Source organism: Candidatus Chlorohelix allophototropha, assembly GCF_030389965.1.
In the GTDB taxonomy this organism is placed as follows: Bacteria; Chloroflexota; Chloroflexia; order Chloroheliales; family Chloroheliaceae; genus Chlorohelix; species Chlorohelix allophototropha.
This window is the reverse complement of record NZ_CP128400.1, coordinates 2,158,610-2,177,940: the sequence shown is the minus strand read 5'-3', so window position 1 is coordinate 2,177,940 and position 19,331 is coordinate 2,158,610. Positions and strand designations below refer to the sequence as shown.

The window sequence follows — 19,331 nt, the reverse complement described above, 5'->3', positions numbered from 1 at the left end:
AGATGTACACAAGGATTGAAATTGAGGATTCAATGAAACCTTTTGAGCTTGCTAGGTTTCCGAAGCTGTCGCAGCGATTTCCGGCAGCCACTCAGGATTTGCTGAATTATCTAATTCGAGAAGTAGGCGACCAGCAGATTCACTATGTTTTCCACTTTTCGGGACGGCTGGATGAGCGGCGCATGGCGCGGGCGGTGCGCTTGTTGATGGAGCTTGAGCCGACTCTCGGTTGCCGCTTTGTCACCACCGGGGGTTTTCCTTTCTGGCAAAGGCGCAAAGATTTGGATGCGCTGACGCTGTGCCGAGTGGTGAAAACCAACCAGCCCGAAGCGGATATGCTGGCGTTTGCGGCGGAACCCATCGACCCGAAGGTTGACCCGTTGGTGTCGGCATGTATCTTCCGCGCTGTCACCGATACGTTGCATGTGCGGATTAACCATGTGGTGACGGACGCAACCGGGGCGCGTGATGTTTGTTACCTGTTGGCGGCGTTGTACCGTCGTTTGGAACAACAGCCGGAATTTTTCCCGAAGCCAAACAAGGGCAGTCGCAGCCAGCAGCAGTTGTTAAAGCATTTGGGGGCGGAGGCGTTGGTAAAGGCGCTGGTATCGGCAAGACCGTCCGCTATTACGTGGGGTTGCCCCTATGTAGAGGGTGATACTGAGGCTGAACGCCGCTTTGTGCTCAAGCACTTTGCGCCGGAACGGTTTGCGGCAATTCGCGACTATGGCAAGGCGCGTGGGGCAACGGTTAACGATGTGCTGTTGGCGGCATTTTACCGAGCGATGGCGGCATCGAGCGCACCACACGCGGGGCAAGCTTTCAATGTGATGGTTCCAGTTAATTTGCGGCGTTTCATTCCAGAGGGGCGCACCGCTGCCATCTGCAATATGACCGGGGCGGTTTTCCCCTCGCTGGCGTACGAACCGGGCGAATCTTTCGAGGGTACGCTGCTACGAACGCGCAATGCCATGAATCAGTTCAAAGTGGAATATCCCGGCGTTGGCACAATCGCGCTGTTCTCGATGTCAGCAAAGACGGGCTTTCCCCTGATTGAGAAAGCGGCGCGGAAGATACGCGAGAATACGGTGAAAACGGGCAAATCGGTAGGGGTTTTATCCAATTTTGGGATAACCGAGGCGGCGCGCCTTAACTTTGGAGAGGTGGCGGTGGTGGATTCCTACGCTTTAGGTCCGATTGTTTACCCACCGGGCATGTTTATAGCGGTCAGCAGTTTCAAGGAAAAGCTCACCCTGTCGAGCGGTTTCTGCGAAAACGCCACCCTTCGCGACTTCATCGAAGCTTTTCTGGCGCACATGGATTCGGAATTGCCCAACCCAGGCGCGCCACCCGACCCAAGCCTCCGCCAGCGGATAACGGTAAACCAAACCTAGGGCGTATTCAAATCATCTGTTCCAATTCTAGTTTTTTTCATCAGCGGCAAAAGTTAGTGCCGCTTTTGTTTGCTGCATATAGTTAATCCACAATCAAATTAGGCTTAACCAGCAGGCTCTCCGACATACAAGACAAAGAGATTATCAGTAGCTGTTAACTCAGGAACAAGGGGAGACATCAAAGAACTAGGGTACGCAACTACAATTACTACCTTTTTATTTTTCTGGTAAGCTTGTACAAATTGACCGGTTGTTTCCAGACCAGAGAAAGTTCCTGCCGGAAGTAAGGAAACAGCATCAGCCCAACCTGCATCTGAAAATGCCTTGGGTAAGCTATTTTTCAAAGTAGCCATATTGGTAGATACTTTGTAACCACTAACCTTGATATTTTTTATTACTGAACCAAATAACTTCATAGACTGGCTTTGCATATTGTCCGGCAAGGTCACGACAGTAGCACCAGCGAAGGTGGGTAAATCGGCATCCCCACCAGTGGCGGCAGTCGTGGCAACAGTGGTGGTAGCAGCCACTTTGGTAGCACTAGCGGCAGTGATGGTTGCAACAGTCGTGGTGGTTGCAGCCGCTTTGGGAGCAGTAGCAGCAGCAGTGGTGGTAACAGCCGCCGTGGTGGTTGGAACAGTAGTAGCAGTTGGGCTATCCCCACAGGCTGCCAGCACTACCATTAACAGAAGAACTACTACAAGAATACTTAAGTTGCGAAATTTCATCATAATAACTCTCCTTCTGTAATTTGTGCTTTTAAGAGCACAATACCTTAAAGCCTATACCAATAAGCCTAACCTGAGCAGTGTTACGAGGAAGTGCAAAGTAATAGGTTATTTTAGTATTTTCTGTCATAAGTATTAATATTGGTGTATGAAATTCCTATTTCAGGAGAATACGGTACATAGTTATTAAAATACAGTATAGCAGAGTTAAGATTTGAACGTAGAGTTGTCATCACAAAGCGGTGGAAAAAGATAGGGGCGTATTTGAATACGCCCGTGTTTAACTTATTTTGGCAACATCGCTGCATCAGATTTGCGTCCGGCATTGCCACCCAACAAGGGGATTTTAAGCCCTACCACCAAGCCAACCCCTGACAGCACCACCGCAAAACCTAGCAAAGTGCTTAGGCTAAGCGGTTCGTTTAGCAGCAATACCCCCCAAATTACGCCAAAAACCGGAGCGAGGAAGGTTACGGTAAGGGTGCGCGTAGGACCGATATTCGCAATGAGGCGGAAGTAGAGCAGAAAAGCAAAGGCGGTTGAAAATACCGCCAGCGCGGTTACTGCTAGCACTACCGTTAGCGAAGGAAAGTGATTGGGCATCGTAAAGGGCGCAATCGGCAACAGGAAAAGAGCGGCGGATAGCTGACTGCAAGTGGATAATGCCAGCGGGCGCACGCCTTTGGTGGCTATTTTGGTGTAAACGCTTGCCAGTCCGTATGAAGTGGCAGCGAATAGCGAGGAAAGAATGGATAGCACCAAGATTGTATCAAGGGTGAAGGGACTCCAGCCCATGACAATCATAACGCCCGCTAACCCAAGCGCCAGCCCCACCCCTTTTTTGCCCGAAATCGGCTCTTTCAGCCAAGCGGCGGCGACAAGTGCGCCGAAAAGAGGAGTGGAAGCGTTGAGAATCGCGGCGAATCCGGCGGTCAAATGCAATTCGGCGGTGGCTATCAAGGTGAAAGGTAGGGCGGAATTCAGCAGCCCGATAACCAGATAGGGTTTCCAATACTTTCGGATTTCCAAATCAAAGCGGGTGAGGCGAGCGTATGCCAAAAGCAACAGCCCCGCAATCAATACCCGCAGTTCTATAAGCAGCACCGGACCCAGTTCAGGCGCGGCTACTCGCATAAACAGAAAAGAGCCGCCCCACAGGGTTGCCAATACTAATAACATTCCAAGGTCTTTAGCTTTCACTGCGTTAATCCTCCAAGATTGTGTGTTACGTGCCGGTAAGCCTATACCGGGTGGTGTTGTTATCTAGCATAGCAAGCCCAAGGGTTTAATTCTATCCGTATCTTGCGCGTACAGTCCCCGCTAAATGGCGTATTTATAATAGTAGGTGGCGTGCTACTGCCCCTCGTCCTAACCCTGAAATTACATAAATTTTGCCTGATTGGTATATAATCCTTATGGGGCATATGAGGAGAGAGATGTTCAAGGGGACACCCCCTGTGCCCCGTATGGGGTATTGTCACCCCGCACAGTGGTTGCACCCCCGCGCGGATTCCGTCAGTTACATAGGTCATTTACTATTTAACTGAATTGTTACGTGTATCTGTACTAGACCGAGGAATTGCATGAATACTCCTAAAGCTCGTGAGTTACGCGCCCAATGTACGCGCTATCTCACCGGACATAAACCGCTCAACCAGCGCGAATGGTTACTCAGGCTGGCAGAATCGCCTTACGCAACGCTGCGCCCCGACATGTATAATGACGGACCTGCCATGGAAATATTGGAAAAAGAGGTGGCGGAACTATTGGGCAAGCCCGCCGCTATTTTCTTGCCGAAGGGTGTCACCGCGCAATTGGCTGCCTTGAAGGTGTGGACGCAACGTTCGCGCATCAACACGGTAGCAGTGCATCCCAAAAGTCACATTGATTCGAACGAACTAAACGCGATTGAACGCTATATGGGCATAAGTTTATTGCGAGTAGGCACGGATTATCAGCCCTACACCCTGCCCGATCTTGAGAAGTTGAACGAACCGATTGGGGCAATTGTGGTTGAGCTACCGCTGCGTAACGCCGGGTACAAGTTGCCCACTTGGGACGAACTGACGGCAATTTCGGGTTGGGCGCACGAACGGCAAATCCCGCTCCATTTTGACGGGGCGCGCTTGTGGGAATCGGCTTATTACTACGGGCGCACCTGCGCCGAAATAAGCGCGTTGGCAGACTCGGTGTACGTTTCTTTTTACAAGGGCTTGGGCGGAATGGCGGGTTGTGTGCTGGCAGGCGCGCCCGATTTCATTGCCGAGGCGAAGGTGTGGCGCACCCGTTTGGGCGGCAATATCTGGACGGTCTTTCCGTTCGTTTTGTCCGCGTTGGAAGGTTTACACCACCACTTGCCGCGCATGGCTGAATATTGCGGACGCGCCCGTGAAATTGCGGCGTTGTTGTCGCAAATAGCGGGGTTGCGAATTGCGCCGGAACCGCCCCACACCAATGCTTTTCAGCTATTTTTGCCCGCGCCGTTGTCTGCGCTGGAAACTGCCGTGCTACAGCTTGCCGAAACCGAGCGCACATGGCTGTTCGGCTTCTTTCTGGAAAGCGCCATTCCCGGCTATACAGTGACAGAATTTACAGTGGGCGAGGCAACGCTGGAATGGAGCGATGCGGAGATAGTGGCAAGCGTGACGCGCTTGCTCGAACTTGCCAAAATGCGCTAGTATCAGGGTTAACGTTAAGGGTTATGTAGGAACGCGCTTTGTCGCGTCTCTAACATTTGTTGCAGAAGAATCTCGTGAAAACCGAATCGGCAATACTCAAAGTTGAAATTCTCTCGCGTCCCCATGCGTTGAAAAACTGGCAACGACATTTGTTGACGCTGGCTTTTTTTACCGCCATAACCGTGTGGATGCTGTGGAATGTCGTAGCGAACGCCGGACGCAGCCTTGAAGGGTGGGGCGACGCGCTTTTGCAGGTCTGGACGCTCGATTGGGATGCACACGCGCTGGCAACCAACCCCTTCAACCTGTTCAACGCCAATATTTTCTACCCCTACGCCAATTCGCTGGCGTTCAGCGAAAGCCTCATCGGGCAAGCTCTGCTGGTAACCCCCCTTATCTGGCTGACCGGAAACCCGGTGTTGGGCTACAACTTGCTGTTGCTGCTCTCTTTTGTGCTGAGCGGTTGGGCGATGTATTTGCTGGTTTACGAAATGACCGGGAAATGGACGGCTTCGGTAGCGGCGGGTTTAATCTTTGCCTTCTTTCCGCATCGCTTTGGGCAACTCTCCCACTTGCACCTGTTAGCAACCGAATGGATGCCCTTTGGCTTACTATTCCTGCGCCGTTTCGTCCTGCGCAAGCGTCCGCTCGATGCCTTCCTGTTCGCGCTTTTCTTTGCCATGCAAGCTCTTTCCAGCACCTATCTAGGGCTTTTTATGGTGGTGGTGGTGGGGCTGTATCTGCTCTATCATGCCGGATTTGGCGCAAGGGCATTTCTGAAAAAGCCGGGTGAATCGCTTAAAAAGCTGTTCCCGCTTGCCCTTGCGCTGCTTTTAGCCTTCCTGCTAATTCTGCCCTTCTATTTGCCCTATCTCAGCGTTCAGGCTGAGCTTGGTTTCGAGCGTAGCCCTGCCGAAGTAGTAAACTATTCGGCGCAACCCTACTATTATCTGGATGTGGCGAAAGAGAACAAGCTCAACCAATGGCTCTACGCCCCCGCTTTCTCCTTCAACTGGTGGAATAGCGCGCGTGGCGGTGAGCGCGGTTTGTATCTTGGTTTGGTGGCAAGCCTTCTGGCGTTGGCGGGGATGGTGAGGGCATGGCAACGGCGCAAGCTAGAAAAAGATGGGCTATTTTACATTCTGCTGGCAATTCTGGCGATCATTTTCACCTTTGGTCCGATTTGGAACAGCGGGCGATTCGGCGCAATTCCCCTGCCCTACGCCCTGCTCTACTATTTCGTGCCGGGCTTTCAGGGCTTGCGTGTGCCGGTGCGCTTTATCTATGTGGTGGCGCTGGCGGTGGCGGTGCTTGCCGGGTTTGCGGTGGCTACCCTGCAACGGCGTTGGAAATTCAAAACCGCTTATCTTGCCGTTCCCCTGCTTGCCTTGCTCTGTCTGGAATATGTCAGCGATGTTAATTATCTCAACAGCAACGCCCTGCGACAAGACCCGCCCTCGGTGAATCGTTGGTTGGCAGAACACGAAGCGGGCGCGGTGCTAAATGTGCCGCTTTCCAGTAGCGATAGCAGCAACCTGTTCTACCAATATTGGGCGCGTACCGACTGGCAACCGCTCATGAACGGCTTTAGCGGCTTCATGCCCCCCGCTTATGATGCCCTGAAAAAATCCTTCCAGCAAGAATTTCCTAGCCGCCGCCTATTGGAACTGTTGCAGGGGTTGGAGGTGCGCTATCTGGTGATAAACAGTGCGGACTCTACCCTCAAGCCGTTGTGGAGTCGCATTGAGCAAGGGTTGGCGAGTGAGTTTTCCGGTCAAGTGTCGCTGGCAGCCCGTTTCGACAGTACCTATATCTATGAGCTTAAAACCGATAAATGGGTGCGCAACCTTTCGCAATGGGTAAAACCGGACGACCCGCTCTATTTCGTGGGCTACAACCGCAGCGACCCGCAATTGCTGGAATTGCCCGCTTACTACCTGACCCATAGCGGCGTTACCAAAGCCGAAAAGCTGTACGGCACAATCAACGTGGGCTTTAAGTCCTTGTCGCCACTTCCCTCCGGGCAGAAAGCCGCCTTCTTGTTGCTTCAAGCGGGCGAAGACCCCACCCTTTACGGCTTCCAGCGCGAGGATTTGCTCTACCGCAACAGCCTGTTAGAACTGTACCGTAGTAGTCCGCAACTGCTGGCGCGTTTGGATTTTACCCGCAGTAACGCCACGGGCAATATCGCTTTCGGGCAGACTCCGAGCGCAGCGGCGCATGTGCGGGTGGCGTTTGCTGCAACCGCTCCGGCACAGGTGGTTTTGAAAGCGGGTAGCCTTTCGCAGAGTTTTACGCTGGCGGCGGGCTTGTCGGTGGTGACAATGAACAGCGGCACAGCCCGCGAACTCAGCTTCACGGGCGATAAGGTGATGGTGGCTTGGGCGGAATTGTGGCAAGGCGATTCGCCCGATAGCGGTAAAGTGGAATTGCGCCCGGACGTGGCATTGGTGACCGCAAGCGCACAGCGGCAGGACAATAGCGGGGTGGCGCAGGTGCGGTTGGTTTCGGCTGGCGGTAGCTACACTGCTACGCTGGATGTGTATAACTATCCGTGGGGGTCGCACCCTTCCGGTCACTATGGCTATTGGTCGGTGGCGGTGCAGGGCGTGGGCGGAACGCTGGAATACAAGCTGGACTTACCTACCAAAGTTATGTCAACTAGCCTAAACGGGCAAACGGTGACGAATTACCCGCCCAATCCTAAAGATTTGGATATTAACAGCTACGGGCGCATCGGCGATTTTCGCGCCAACCTGACGCTCTATGCCGGAAACAAGTTGCTCGGCAGCGTGCGCCTCTTTGATTTTACCCTCTGGGCGGATGGCGATCGCGCCGACCCTTCCAAACGCCGCCTGACCGATTTCAAGGGTTACGACACGCCCATCAGTTTCTTAGTGCTGCCGCCTACCCCCTAAGCCTTAAGCAATATTTTGTATAATACAGCTGCATTTATTTAATACCTAGATGGAGGAGGTTAAACAAAGCTATGGCAAGAGTAAGTTCAAAAGGGAAGTGCGAGTTTTGCCAGACTGAATTCAGTAAAGCCGGAATGACCAAGCATCTTACCAGTTGCCCGTCCCGCTTTAAGGCTGGCGTTACGCCCACCGACAAACCTAGCAAGCTGCTGCATCTGGTGGTGACATCCAAAGACTCGCCTTTGTATTGGCTGCACCTTGAAATCAGGGCGGATACTTCGCTGGTTACCCTCGATGAATATTTGCGGGCTATTTGGGTGGAGTGTTGCGGGCATCTCAGCGCATTCACCATTGGCGATGAATCTTATATCAGTTCAGTTGATCCCGATTATGACACGGGCGACGAAGACATGTGGGACGTTAAGCTTGAAAATGTAGTGGCGGTGGGGCAATCCTTCGATTACGAGTATGATTTCGGCTCTACCACCGAGCTAAAATTAAAGGTGGTGGGCGAGCGCGAAGGCATTTTGCCGCTTAGTAGCCCCATTCAGTTGTTGGCACGCAACAATGCGCCCGAATTTGCCTGCGAAGTTTGCGGTGAACCCGCTACCTCGATTTGCAGCCAATGTATTTGGGAAGACGATGGCAGCGGTTTTGTGTGCGAAGAGCATGAAGAAGACCATGAGTGCGAAGAAGATATGCTGCTGCCAGTGGTAAACTCGCCTCGCATGGGGGTGTGCGCCTATTGCGGCTGAAATCCACCGGAACGCATGGGGAGTGTTATTCGCCCTCAAACTCGACTCTGGCGTAAAGCGCGTGCAAGGGCAGCGATAGGCTCAATTCCTGCAACGTCAGCGCATCTTCCGATTCCAACAAGATGCGCTGCACCCATTCGCCCTCGCCCACCTTTGAGTAATATTCGAGGCGCACTTGTTCAGAATCGAGCATCACATAGGCTTTCAAACTGGGGATTTTCTGGTACTGCTCAAGCTTGAAACTGCGGTCATAATTGCGGGTAGAGGGGCTTAATACTTCGAACAAAACGGTGGGATTAGCCACGGTAAAGCGATCACCTTTGTAATATTCCAGTTTACCGCACACTATGCTGCAATCGGGATAGGTGATGAAATCTTCAGTGGTTTGCTTTTTCGTCCGACTTTTAGAAATACCTCCGGTGGCAATACCGATTTTCAAATCGCTGTTAAAGGCTTCGCAGTCCCTACCACGCAACGCCACGCTCAATTCGGTCAGAAGATTGGTAGCAATGCGGCTATGGTTGGGACTGTCCCCGCCATCGCATAAATCTGTCCGTTGTAGAAATCGCGCTTGCTCTCGGCGCGTGGTTCTTCCCGAAGATATTCCTCTAGCGTATAATCCTGCCGATTTGGAATGAGCTAACCCCCTTCTTTGCTGCCATATCCGCTCAATTATAGCACGGTGGGAAAACAACTCAAGAAAGATAGTTCGTAGGTTTGAAGCTAAGAGCCATTCTTAAAACTAGATCAAGGCGAAAGTTTAGAAAGCCTTTTGAGAGCCAAACGGATCATAGAAATGTAAATATTGGCTTCCGAATGCTGTGGTAAACGCTCATACTCTTTCGCCATTCGTCGGTTCCGCCCGATCCAGGCATGCGTCCGTTCTACTACCCAACGACGCGGTTGTACCTTAAAACCTTTAATATCGTCGGTGCGTTTGACTATTTCCAGTTCAAAATCGAACATTCCAGCCACCCACTCTACCAACTTTCCGCTGTAACCTCCATCCGCCCATACCAACTTCAGGGTACGGCATTTATTCTCAGCAGTGGCCAGCACTTCTATTGCCCCATCTCGATCTTGTATATTCGCAGCTTGTACTTTGACCACGATCGGAAAGCCCAAGGTGTCCACCAGCAGGTGCCGCTTGCGCCCATTCACCTTTTTTCCTGCATCGTAACCCCGTATTCCTCCAACTTCGGTGGTTTTTACTGACTGGCTATCGATGATACCAGCGCTGGGTTGGGGATTTCGTCCTGCCTTAACTCGCACTTTTTGGTGTAGTGCCTCGTAAATACGTTGCCAAAGACCGTTCCAGCGCCACAGACGGTAGTAGTGATAGACTGTTTTCCAATGAGGAAACTCTTGTGGAAGCATTTCCCATTGGCAACCAGTTTTGAGTAAGTAGAAGATGGCGCAGACTATTTCACGATAGGGATGTACTCTGGGACGACCTTCTCGACTGTTAGGGGGGAAATATGGCATAATGATTTCCCACTCGGCATCGCTCGGGTCGGTAGGGTAAGCTTTTCTTGTACTCATAATACGAGCTTACCCATTATTCTTTTTTATTTCAACTTTCTTCTTTACTCAGTTTTAAGAAACGCTCTAAGCAAGGGATTTTAAATCCTATTTCTTATGGATTTCCTAGAATCTCGAACTTTAAATTAATATAAGATTAGCATTTAAACTATTAGATGGGTTTTTTCCTAGTAGTGACTGAACTACACCTAGTTTTCATATTGCAAAGTTGTATACTGAATTCTTGCGAGGAATAATGGTTGTTTATTATAAACTCATTGTTACTTCTATTGCTTTTGGGTATTAAAGCGGCGCTATTTTATATTTAGTAGCAAGAAGAGGAAATCATGTCACAGTCAAAGTTTTCGCTCGAAGATGATTTCAAATTAGGTGAGGCAAAGGATTTAATGCGTGGTGGTCGTTTTCAGGAAGCCCTGATGCAATTGTACAGCCTTGCATCCTATCATCCAGAGAATGAGGAAATTCGAGGCTTGATTGAACGCTGTTTGGAAAAACAGCAACCACCCAAGCCCGCCCAACAAGCTCCTGCATCACCACCGCCTCCTGTAGTACCACAAGTTATAGTAGTGCAAGCCCCACCTCCACAGCCAGTTTATTATCCTGCCCCGGTTTACTACCAGCGCAGAAAACCCTCGAACTCAGGCGGTATAGTGCTTTATACGCTTTTTATTGGTTTCTGGTTTGCGTTCGTTTGGGCTTTTGGCGGTCTGGTGTTATATCTCATCCCCCCCTCAAAACAGTTAGGTACGCGAGTACTCAACCGCACTAGGCAGGTTTTATTTCTGGAGTCGGTTGCCGGCAAAGACCTGAATGCCGATCCGCCTATATGGACTTATATAATGGGAGCTTTTTTCGCGCTCAGTTTGGTGATAAGCATGCTACAGAATATCGGTATCGTCCCCCGAACTAAATAATCGGGTGGCTGAGCGTATTTTTAGACTAAAAAACAACAAGGGAGATTTCACTTTATGAGGAAACGACTTTCCGCGCTAATCTTTGTGTTTACTATTGCATCATTGATGTTCATTCCTATCTCGGTTTCTGTAGCCGCGCCAGCCTATGGCAATGATAAGTTCAAACAGCTATGGCAATATAGCGACAAACTGGTGGATGAAGTGCCGGGCGCAGGTAGGGGTTTCACTTGGGGACCTAACAGTTTTGGAATACTTGAAGAAGATTATCAGGAAGCGCCATCGGGTAAGCGACAGGTACAATATTTTGACAAGAGCCGTATGGAAATCTCTACTGACGGGCAGTTTGTCACTAACGGGTTACTTACCAAAGAACTTGTGACTGGACAACGTCAGGACGGAAATGCTAAGTTCTCCACATTACAACCAAGTACAAGCCAAGTAGCAGGGGATGATAACAGCGGCGGTGGTAATGCAATTGCGCCCACCTACGCCAGTTTCAAAAACGTGGTGACTTTTAATCCCGGAGAAAATACCGCAACAGATAAGACAGGGAAAATAGCCAATCTTGGGATTAATCGAGAAGGGGTAGTAAAAACCCTTGATAGCGTACCTGCTCAAATAACAATCGGTTCTTATGAATCTACGCTTGGTCATAACATCCCGCAGGTATTTGTGGATTTCCAAAATCTCACCGGGCGAATTTGGCTCAACTCAAAATTTGTAATAGGGCGAGTTTATACCGATAACCCAATTGCCAATGTGTTCGGCTACCCAATTTCTGAGGCTTATTGGGCAAAAGCGGTTGTAGCCGGACAGGAAAGAGATGTTTTAATCCAACTATTTGAGCGGCGCGTGCTGACCTATACGCCAGACAACCCGTTAGAATTTAGAGTTGAAATGGGCAACATCGGGCAGCATTATTTCCAATGGCGCTATATTCAGGGGGTAGCAAACAATAGCGCCAGTTGTACAGGCGATAAACCGCCAGTTAGCCCTAACCTGAGTATCAACGCCAGCCTTGCTCAGCCAAGTATTTCTGGTGGAAACCAAACTCTATGTGTAGCCGCAAACAAAAATGGGCAGCCCGTTGCAGGCGCTAAAGTAACCTATTCCGTTGCTTACAAGTCTAAACGAAGTGATTTTACAGGCAACGACACAGGCGCAGATGGAAAATCTAGCACAGTTTGGGACGTGGGCGGACCGACTAAAGGTTTTGAAGTAAAAGTAACAGTTAAGGTAACTTATGGGTCTGAAACCGCTACCACTACGGTTAGTTGGACACCGCAATAAGTAGGTACTGATACAACTGTAAAAGAAGAAGTTAGGGCGGTTCGTTTAGAGGCGAACTGCCCTTTTTACATAAGCAAACACGCTCTTATAATATAGAAGCAACCCCCTTTTTCCTTCCCTCAAATTTAATTCTAAATACCATTGACATATCAACGATTCTTTATTATCATTGTCACATCAATGATTGCTGTATCAATCATTGTCGCATCAAGCATGTGTGGTGAGGAAACGAGCCATCCTAGTACCCAAACATATAGAGAAATTTAATCGTACAACCCAAACAGGGGTTCAAAGCCCTTGCCTGACTAGCTAAAGGATTATTGAAAGTGGCTGTAAAAGAACTGTCCGCGGAAAAGCCGCAACCATCAGAAAATAAACGTTTAATACTGGCTCTATCGGGCATAATCATGAGCATCTTGCTGGCTGCGCTCGATCAGACCATCGTGAACCCGGCGTTGCCGCGCATCGTGGAAGAACTGCAAGGCTTTTCGCTGTTCGCGTGGGTCAGCACCGCCTACCTGCTCACCTCCACCGCTACTATCCCGATTGCCGGAAGGCTCGGCGACATGTTCGGACGCAGAACCTTATTGTTGCCCGCGGTATTTGTTTTCGTGGCTGGTTCTGCTCTGAGCGGCGCAGCTCCTTCGATGCTTTGGCTGGTAATATTCCGAGGCTTTCAGGGCATCGGCGCGGGCATGTTGCAATCCAACGCCTTCGCGATGGTCGCCGAACTCTTCCCCGACTCCGCCAAACGCGCGCGCTGGCAAGGCTTGATTGCCGCCGTTTTCGGGCTATCCTCGGTAGTCGGTCCCGCGTTGGGCGGCTTCATCACCGATAATCTCGATTGGCGTTGGGTGTTCTATGTGAACGTACCGGTAGGAGCGGTGGCAGTGCTGGCGCTCATCTTCAATCTGCCAAAATCCACGCCTAAAGGGGCGCGCAAAGTCGATTGGCTAGGCTCATTCTTCATGACCGGCTCAGTAGTCAGCTTGCTGCTTGCGCTCACTTGGGGCGGACATGCCGAACCACGCGGTTACGCTTGGAACAGCCCGCAAATTCTGGGCTTGCTAGGGGCAGCGTTGACGCTGTTGGTGGTCTTTATCTTCGTAGAAACGCGCGTTACCGAACCGATTTTGCCCCTCAAGTTGTTCGCCAACAAAGGGGTACGCACAATGGCATTGGTCAGCTTTACTTCCAGCGCAACCCTGCTTGGCACAACTCTATTCATCCCGCTCTTTATTCAGGTGGTGAAGGGACAATCCGCTGCCAGTTCGGGCGCAATCACTACCCCGTTGGCATTGGCAATGGTCACCGCCAACATCCTGACCGGGCAGTTCATCGGGCGCGTGGGCTATCTCAAATTGCCTTTCATCAGCGGTAGCCTGACCGTACTGGTAGGAATGTCGCTCTTGCTCACCATCAATACCGACTCGCCGCTGTGGTCGGTTACAATCTTTATGATGATAATCGGCTTTGGGCTAGGACAGGTGATGCCGAGTATGACCATTGTAGTGCAAGAATCGGTGTCGCGGCGCGAAATAGGGGTGGGCATTGCCACCGTACAGTTCTTCCGCTCAATCGGCAGCACCATGGGCGTAGCGGTAATCGGCACAATCGTCACCAACAGCTACGCTTCGGCAATCACCGCCGCGCCTGCCGCTGCCGGGTTACCAGCCAAACTGCTGGAAACTATCTCAGAACCGCAAAACCTGTTAAACAAGGGAGTCGCGGGAAATCTGCCCGAATCGCTGGTGGATACGGTACGCACTACCCTAACCGCCGCCATTCACAACGGCTTGTTCATCACTACCGGACTGGCGGTGGTAGTATTGCTAGGCGCATTGATGGTGCCTGCCATTCGCGTCAAATCCGGCTTGAAGAAGCGGCAACCTACCGAAACACCCGTTGTCGTGAAAAAAGAAGAATTGGCAGCCTAAAAAAGATTAGAGGCAAGGGGTTAACACCTCTTGCCTATTCACCTATATAATAGAAGAAACCTCCCTTTACTTCCCCCCAAATTAAGCCCAAATAGCGTTAATATAGCAGTAGTTGATGGCTCAAGCTTTGTCGCAGCAAGTTTGGCTGAATTTTGCCAAATTAAGTCAGGTTCAAAGAACCTAATGCCCGGTTCTACGTTTCATATAAATAGGGCGAGTGGTGGGAATTATGAAAGGATGGGACATGAAAAGAAACTTGAGCATTAACACGCTACTGGCAATTATTATGCTGTTAACGGTGGTCGCTACCACTGCGGGAACAGCACAAGCGGCAGACCCTCCCGCCGGGTGGCACGATACCAGCGTTAGCCTCAAATATTCCAACGCCTTCTATTCTCCGGCGCGTTGCTTTGACGGCACAAGCCCCAATGTTTACCACTTTAGCGGGTTATACTCGGATTACCCGGACTTCGGCACAGTAAGCGTGAACCTCGCTACGGGCGCGTATGACCACAGCCCCAACTATTTTATCCTTTGTAATCCCTATACCGGCTATTCTTACAGACTTGCGGACGAGGGTAGCGGCGTGGTGTACTCCCCCGCTTTCCCGAACGGGCGCACTATTGCCCATCAGGTAACGCATTATGCCACCGATGGCTCGCTTTACGTCTATAGTTTGCAAGTAAATTCGCAGACGGTGAACGGGAAAGTCGTTTACACCAGCACTTTCTTTGCCAGCAGCGACGGCGGTTTGAATTGGACGGAAGGGGCGCAACAGCTTGGCGGGATTTTGCGTGGCATCACCGTTGCAAAAGCGGACGGACGCGCCCTCTACGGCTTTTCGCAGGTGAAAGATGCCGTTGCGCCCAACAAGATGAAATACGCCATCTATTTTTCGGCAGACGCGGGCGCAACATGGGAGAAACGCTCGGAACATGAATCCACCGGGATTTATTTTGAGCCGCAAGTGTGGTTTCCGCCCTTGCCCGGTTTCCGTCCCCCGGTGGATTATCTGGCTATGATGATAAGCAACGGCGGCGCAGGTTCGAGCGGCGGCTCTACCAACTACCTCTCAACCGATGGCGGGCGCACTTTCCAAACGATGGGCAGCAGCGGAATGTCCGGCAGCGTCTCAACTTTCTACAGTGCGGACGGCATCCTACGACTGAAAGCGGCTTATATGGGCAGTTACCAACTTGAGCGCAGCAAGGATGGCGGCGCTACATGGCAGAGTTTGCCGATACCCGCCGAATTATTGGGCGATGGCAAGGGCGTGCCGCCTAGCCTAACGGTTCAGGCAATATCGGATGCACCTTCCAGCTTCCTGATAGGCTTCACCAACCTGAGCGGGAATCTTTGGTACAGCGGCGACAGCGGCACAAGCTGGCAAAAACTCGGCGCGAACATGTCGATTCTGGATGTTACGCCCTACGCCCCTTTCAAGCTGTTGGCGCAACGCGATGGTCGGCTGTACACGCTGGAGTTACCCGCGCAATCGAGCCGCAACATGACCAACCCCGCCCCCGCAGACAAGGGCTATTATTTCGTAGAAACGCGCCACAACCTCTCGCCCTTGTTCCGCCAATATTGGGAGGCGAACGGTGGTACAGCGCAATTCGGTTACGCCAAAACCGAGCCTTTCCGCGAGGTGAACCCTAGCGATGGCAAAATCTACGTGGTGCAATACTTCGAGCGCAACCGCTTCGAGTATCACCCTGAGAATAAAGGCACACCCTACGAGATATTGCTCGGCTTGTTGGGGGTGCAGTTTACCGAGCAGCAACGGGCAAGCGGGAACGGCGCGTTCAACCGCTTCGAGGATATGCGCTATCCGGGCGCAACCTATTTCCCCCAAACCGGGCACAACCTACGCAACAGCTTTAAGGCGTATTGGGATAAGAACGGGGGACTTTCGATGTATGGCTACCCCATCAGTGAGGAATTCAACGAGGTGAACCCGGATGACGGCAAAACCTATGTGGTGCAATATTTCGAGCGCAACCGCTTCGAGTGGCATCCCGAAAACACCGGGACGCGCTTCGAGGTGTTGCTCGGCTTGCTCGGCAACGCCCTTTTGCGCCAGAAGGGGTGGCAGTAATCCAACGCGGGCGTATTCCGCTGCGCCCTTCAACCCATCCCATGAGAGTTTAATGCAGGGGCGATTCTCGAATCGCCTCTCGCCCCTTACCTTCTCCCTCTCTTCCTCATTTCATTACATCATTACAAACGGGGGATATGTCCCTATCGCGCGTTGCCCCAGCGAAAAAGGGCGCATCAGATGCACCTCTATCAACCCAAACCCTCCCCTTCTCCCCACACTACAATCACAATTCAATCGGGGGATATGTCCCATTCGTATGCTTGCCACCTTTCGGGTGGATACGTATTTGAATACGCCCTTCTCTCCAACTTTGCACCTTACCGAAGGTTGTACATTTAAGTTATAGTAACATGTGGGTTGACGATGTTTTCAAATTTTACAGTGCCAGAAAAATTGTAATGCAATGAATGCTATTAATCATTTAGAAATATACGTAAATAAAAGAATAGCGCATCTCGCTGAGATGAATAAGATACCTTCTGACCGGATTGAGCAATTGCACAAAGCGCTTTCCATTTTAGCCTTCAACCTAACTGACTCAAAATATACCTCTGGTAACAAATCAAACGATGCAACCTATACGCCAGTTTGGGCTGACGCAATTGATTTAAATATCGCTCTGAAATGGCTTTTTCGGATTAAAACACGAAAAGATTCGCCTCAAAAAGAAGCACCTTTGAGGATAGAAGAAAAGCAAGAAGCAGAAGAATTGTTGGGTTGGGCTACAACTGCCGGGTTAATATTTCAGACAGAGCAGTTGGTATGTTTCAAAGGCGTACGGTTACAAAATTACTTTTGTGCTAAGTTTTGCACTTCACAATTATTAGAACCAGAATTTCTTGATAGGGTGAGGCTTAAACAATTCAAAGAAATGTTGCCAATGTGGGCTGCATTTGATTCAACGTTAGTACCGAATCTTATTTCTAGACTCCAAGAAGTGAGTGATTATCAGGAACGACTGAATATTGTAAGGGTGTTGGGTTTTATTGGAGATCAAAAAGCAATCGAAATTCTACTCCAAGTCGTGAAAAATAAAGATGAGACAACTAACGGCAAATCCTTTAACATTCGCTCAGAGGCTTCCAAAGCCCTGAGAAGTTTTCGTGATAATAGAATATTACAAGCTCTACTTGAAATAATCCTGGATGAGGAAGAAGACTTCATCTTCAAAATAGCTCTTGTTGAAACAGTCGGTGAATATCCTGAAGCTTTAGAAGAATTGGTTTTGTTCTTGAAGCACTTGAATCCAAAAGTAAGAGAACTAGCGGCAATTGGCTTGAAGAAATTGAGCAATAAAGCTGCAATAGAGCCTTTGCTCACAGCCTTAAATGATTCTTATCCAGAAGTAAGAGAGCAAGTTTTAGCGGTGCTGGAAAAAATAGGCGGCGGAAATAAACTGGTAGAAATCGCTATTATGAACTGTTTACAAGACCGCGAAAATAAAGTGCGGGGTGCAGCGATTGAAGCGTTATACCGGATTGATCCGCCAAATGCAGCAGTTCCATTAGCGAATTTATTGCTGAAAGAAAATGAAGTCAGGGTTCTATTAGTTTTATTGGAGCATCTTGGAAAACTCAAGGATACAAGAGCATTACCTGCACTTCTTACAAGGCTGAAGCATCCGGATAAAGAAATCCGTCTGGAAGTGATTTACGCTTTAGACCATAGGTTACAAGTTAAGGTAGCAAAGTAAATGTCAAATAAGAAGAGGTCTTTTGGAAGGGCGTTTGACAATCCCTAATAACTTGGCATTTTGAGCCAGATACTGAGAAACACTCAAGGTTTCTCCCCGCTTTAAGGCCTGGCTGTAATGGTATAACCCCCGATAGACCATTTCTACTGAGATTGCCTTAAAAGGTTGTTTTAGTTCTTCCGCTACGCTGTCGGTCAAGTCTATCAAAACACAATACAATAACCAGGTAGCCCAGACCTGCAGGCAGATCGCATTTATGCTGCCGGCGTGAAAATAAGCCAGACCCAACTGCCGTTTTACTACCTTAAAAGCCTCCTCGATCCGCCACCGCTGGCGATAAAGATAGGCTATCGTAGCTCCAGTTAAACGGGACCTCTCCAACACATTGCTCAAATAACAATAACTTTTCCCCTCCCATTCCACTGCCACCAGACGCAGTACCTGCTCACTTTTCTCTTCTTTGGAACCCACCGCGATCAACCACTCCCGCACTCCCTCCTCATTGGTTAGCGCTTGCACCACCCGGTAGTCCATCCTACTTTTTACCCGTGTCACAAAGTACTTGTGCTCCACCGTCAACTGCCGGTAACGGCCATAATTTACAAAGCCCAGATCAAACAGCGTCAAACTCTCTGTTTCCAAAGTCTCGATAATGGCTTCCCACCAGCTCTGATCGTGGGCTGCGCTATTTTCACCATACCAGATTTTGAGGGGTAACTGGCTGGCTACATCCAGCAAACCCATCATTTTCCCCGCTAAGACGCTGCCTTCTATTTCTCGCAGTAAACCGGTTTTCTTGATCAAAGCATCCAGGGTGGAACCATCCACCGCGGCCACCCGGCTGAAGTGGGCTAAAACCCTTTGCAGCTCAGGTGGCAGAGGACGCTGACGCTGGCGCCAACGCTGGTGCATCAGGGGCAGCACTTCGTTTAGGACCGCTTCAAACAGAGCCGCTGGCATTTCCCGCAGGCGTTGACTGATCGCTTGCTGAGTGACCCTGATCGGCGGCTGCCATAACATTCCTTCTTGCTTGATTACTCTGACCGCTTCAGAGACGGCCCCGATCTGACGCCAGATCAGACTGAGGACGAAAGCCAGCATTACTGGCAGGGTCAGAGTACGCGCCCGTAAGCCCATTTCCTGATAGAGCCGGATCAGACTAAAAGTGTTGGGTTGCACCACTTCCGCCAGCAGTTGCTCGATTTCTTCGGGCGGGGGAGCGATCGTGGGTCTTTTTGAGCGATCAAGGGCGATGGCTCTGGTATGCCGCACACTACTCGCTTTTTTTGGTGGTTTTTCTTCTTTTTCCATCGCCCTATTGTAATTGGAATAGGGCTTTTTTTCACCTCGTATTGATTTGACTTATCTCCTAATCCCTTAA

14 protein-coding genes are annotated in these 19,331 nt (G+C 50.3%); 9 read left to right on the top strand and 5 right to left on the bottom strand.

What is annotated here, in order from left to right:
- Positions 1–32: 32 nt before the first annotated feature.
- Positions 33–1,394: a hypothetical protein gene (locus OZ401_RS21965; protein ID WP_341470671.1), complete on the top strand. Its 1,362-nt coding sequence runs from the start codon at positions 33–35 to the stop codon at positions 1,392–1,394.
- A gap of 104 nt (positions 1,395–1,498) precedes the next feature.
- Here OZ401_RS21965 and OZ401_RS21960 read toward each other — a convergent pair whose 3' ends face one another.
- Both OZ401_RS21960 and OZ401_RS21955 read right to left on the bottom strand, forming a co-directional pair.
- Positions 1,499–2,125, bottom strand: a complete 627-nt coding sequence (locus OZ401_RS21960; RefSeq protein ID WP_341470670.1) for a hypothetical protein — start codon at positions 2,123–2,125, stop codon at positions 1,499–1,501.
- A gap of 282 nt (positions 2,126–2,407) precedes the next feature.
- A complete protein-coding gene (locus OZ401_RS21955; RefSeq protein WP_341470669.1) occupies positions 2,408–3,322 on the bottom strand; it encodes a DMT family transporter in 915 nt (304 codons plus the stop codon).
- 383 nt (positions 3,323–3,705) lie between these two features.
- Here OZ401_RS21955 and OZ401_RS21950 point away from each other — a divergent pair, with 383 nt between their 5' ends.
- The 3 genes from OZ401_RS21950 (at position 3,706) to OZ401_RS21940 (ending at position 8,473) form a co-directional block, all read left to right on the top strand.
- Positions 3,706–4,800 carry a threonine aldolase family protein gene (locus OZ401_RS21950; protein ID WP_341470668.1) on the top strand — a complete coding sequence of 365 codons (1,095 nt, stop codon included), beginning with the start codon at positions 3,706–3,708 and terminating at the stop codon, positions 4,798–4,800.
- A gap of 74 nt (positions 4,801–4,874) precedes the next feature.
- Positions 4,875–7,718: a DUF6311 domain-containing protein gene (locus OZ401_RS21945; RefSeq protein WP_341470667.1), complete on the top strand. Its 2,844-nt coding sequence runs from the start codon at positions 4,875–4,877 to the stop codon at positions 7,716–7,718.
- Positions 7,719–7,789: 71 nt separating this feature from the next.
- Complete coding sequence (locus OZ401_RS21940; RefSeq protein WP_341470666.1) at positions 7,790–8,473, top strand: IS1096 element passenger TnpR family protein; 684 nt, start codon at positions 7,790–7,792, stop codon at positions 8,471–8,473.
- Positions 8,474–8,498: 25 nt separating this feature from the next.
- Here OZ401_RS21940 and OZ401_RS21935 read toward each other — a convergent pair whose 3' ends face one another.
- Positions 8,499–9,167, bottom strand: a complete 669-nt coding sequence (locus OZ401_RS21935) for a Uma2 family endonuclease (RefSeq protein WP_341470665.1) — start codon at positions 9,165–9,167, stop codon at positions 8,499–8,501.
- Positions 9,168–9,220: 53 nt separating this feature from the next.
- Positions 9,221–10,015 (bottom strand): IS5 family transposase, encoded by a 795-nt coding sequence (locus tag OZ401_RS21930; RefSeq protein WP_341469196.1) that lies wholly within the window; start codon positions 10,013–10,015, stop codon positions 9,221–9,223.
- A gap of 326 nt (positions 10,016–10,341) precedes the next feature.
- Between OZ401_RS21930 and OZ401_RS21925 the strand changes: the two genes are divergently transcribed.
- From OZ401_RS21925 to OZ401_RS21905, 5 genes are all read left to right on the top strand, one after another.
- A complete protein-coding gene (locus OZ401_RS21925) occupies positions 10,342–10,929 on the top strand; it encodes a hypothetical protein (RefSeq protein ID WP_341470664.1) in 588 nt (195 codons plus the stop codon).
- A gap of 54 nt (positions 10,930–10,983) precedes the next feature.
- Complete coding sequence (locus OZ401_RS21920; RefSeq protein ID WP_341470663.1) at positions 10,984–12,219, top strand: transthyretin-like family protein; 1,236 nt, start codon at positions 10,984–10,986, stop codon at positions 12,217–12,219.
- A 326-nt stretch (positions 12,220–12,545) separates the two neighbouring features.
- On the top strand, positions 12,546–14,156 hold the full coding sequence (locus OZ401_RS21915; RefSeq protein WP_341470662.1) for an MDR family MFS transporter: 1,611 nt from the start codon (positions 12,546–12,548) through the stop codon (positions 14,154–14,156).
- 244 nt (positions 14,157–14,400) lie between these two features.
- Entirely contained in the window at positions 14,401–16,254 is a 1,854-nt protein-coding gene (locus tag OZ401_RS21910) for a hypothetical protein (protein WP_341470661.1), read from the top strand.
- A gap of 406 nt (positions 16,255–16,660) precedes the next feature.
- Positions 16,661–17,950 carry a HEAT repeat domain-containing protein gene (locus OZ401_RS21905; protein ID WP_341470660.1) on the top strand — a complete coding sequence of 430 codons (1,290 nt, stop codon included), beginning with the start codon at positions 16,661–16,663 and terminating at the stop codon, positions 17,948–17,950.
- Positions 17,951–17,953: 3 nt separating this feature from the next.
- Here OZ401_RS21905 and OZ401_RS21900 read toward each other — a convergent pair whose 3' ends face one another.
- The gene (locus OZ401_RS21900) at positions 17,954–19,222 is read right to left on the bottom strand and encodes an IS4 family transposase (RefSeq protein WP_341468347.1); all 1,269 of its coding nucleotides are present in this window, start codon (positions 19,220–19,222) and stop codon (positions 17,954–17,956) included.
- Positions 19,223–19,331 lie beyond the last annotated feature (109 nt).

Excerpts from the sequence above, each read along its gene's own strand:
- OZ401_RS21965 (WP_341470671.1), top strand. The coding sequence starts at position 33 with ATGAAACCTTTTGAGCTTGCTAGGTTTCCGAAGCTGTCGCAGCGATTT.
- OZ401_RS21960 (WP_341470670.1), bottom strand. The coding sequence starts at position 2,125 with ATGATGAAATTTCGCAACTTAAGTATTCTTGTAGTAGTTCTTCTGTTA.
- OZ401_RS21950 (WP_341470668.1), top strand. The coding sequence starts at position 3,706 with ATGAATACTCCTAAAGCTCGTGAGTTACGCGCCCAATGTACGCGCTAT.
- OZ401_RS21940 (WP_341470666.1), top strand. The coding sequence starts at position 7,790 with ATGGCAAGAGTAAGTTCAAAAGGGAAGTGCGAGTTTTGCCAGACTGAA.
- OZ401_RS21930 (WP_341469196.1), bottom strand. The coding sequence starts at position 10,015 with ATGAGTACAAGAAAAGCTTACCCTACCGACCCGAGCGATGCCGAGTGG.
- OZ401_RS21925 (WP_341470664.1), top strand. The coding sequence starts at position 10,342 with ATGTCACAGTCAAAGTTTTCGCTCGAAGATGATTTCAAATTAGGTGAG.
- OZ401_RS21920 (WP_341470663.1), top strand. The coding sequence starts at position 10,984 with ATGAGGAAACGACTTTCCGCGCTAATCTTTGTGTTTACTATTGCATCA.
- OZ401_RS21910 (WP_341470661.1), top strand. The coding sequence starts at position 14,401 with ATGAAAAGAAACTTGAGCATTAACACGCTACTGGCAATTATTATGCTG.
- OZ401_RS21905 (WP_341470660.1), top strand. The coding sequence starts at position 16,661 with ATGAATGCTATTAATCATTTAGAAATATACGTAAATAAAAGAATAGCG.